This window comes from Bartonella sp. CE47NXGY (assembly GCF_042195415.1).
Classification (GTDB): domain Bacteria; phylum Pseudomonadota; class Alphaproteobacteria; order Rhizobiales; family Rhizobiaceae; genus Bartonella.
This window is the reverse complement of the sequence record NZ_JBHIOI010000226.1, coordinates 1-722: the sequence shown is the minus strand read 5'-3', so window position 1 is coordinate 722 and position 722 is coordinate 1. Positions and strand designations below refer to the sequence as shown.

1 pseudogene is annotated in these 722 nt (G+C 39.9%); it reads left to right on the top strand.

Annotation, left to right across the window (positions count from 1 at the left end):
- Positions 1-722: pseudogene (locus ACFIL3_RS10800) on the top strand (hypothetical protein); the annotation flags it as partial.

Here is a 722-nt window from a genome sequence, read left to right as displayed (position 1 = left end):
GAGGAAAAGGTTTACAATAGTGTATCGGAAGCATTTGCTGGAGTTGCGAGTTCTATCACGAATGTTCATAATGATGTAACTAATGTTGTCAGTGATAGCCTTGCCAAGCAGGATGATAATACGAAGGTTATCACTATTGGTAAAGAAGTAGAAGGTACAGAACTCAACATTGCCAACAAGACTGGTACGGATCGGACACTTTCAGGTGTTAAGGCAGGAGTGCTTTCAGCAGAATCGACAGAAGTTGTAAATGGCTCTCAGTTATTTGCGACTAATAAAAATGTTACGACAGTGACTACTAATCTAGACAGTGTTTCTAAAAATACATCGAGCTATTTAGGTGGTGGTGCTGATGTTCTTGTAGGCAATCTTCCGACGTATGTTGTTGGTGGTCAGTCATATCATGATGTTGGTTCAGCCTTTAGCGGTGTTGATACATCGCTGACAGATCTTCATAATGAGCTTTCTAAGAACAGCAATGAACTTACACAGACCATTGAGCAGAATGCTTTGTTGTGGAATGATGAAGCCAATGCCTTTGTCGCGCGTCATGTAAAGAACAAAGAGAAAGATGGTCAAGTTATAGCGGAACAAGAAAACAGCAAATTAAAATTTCTATTAGATGGAGAAATTTCTAAAGGTTCAACAGAAGCGATCACGGGCAATCAGCTTTATTCAATGAATCAGACATTTGCTGAGTATTTTGGTGGAGGAGCTGGTTA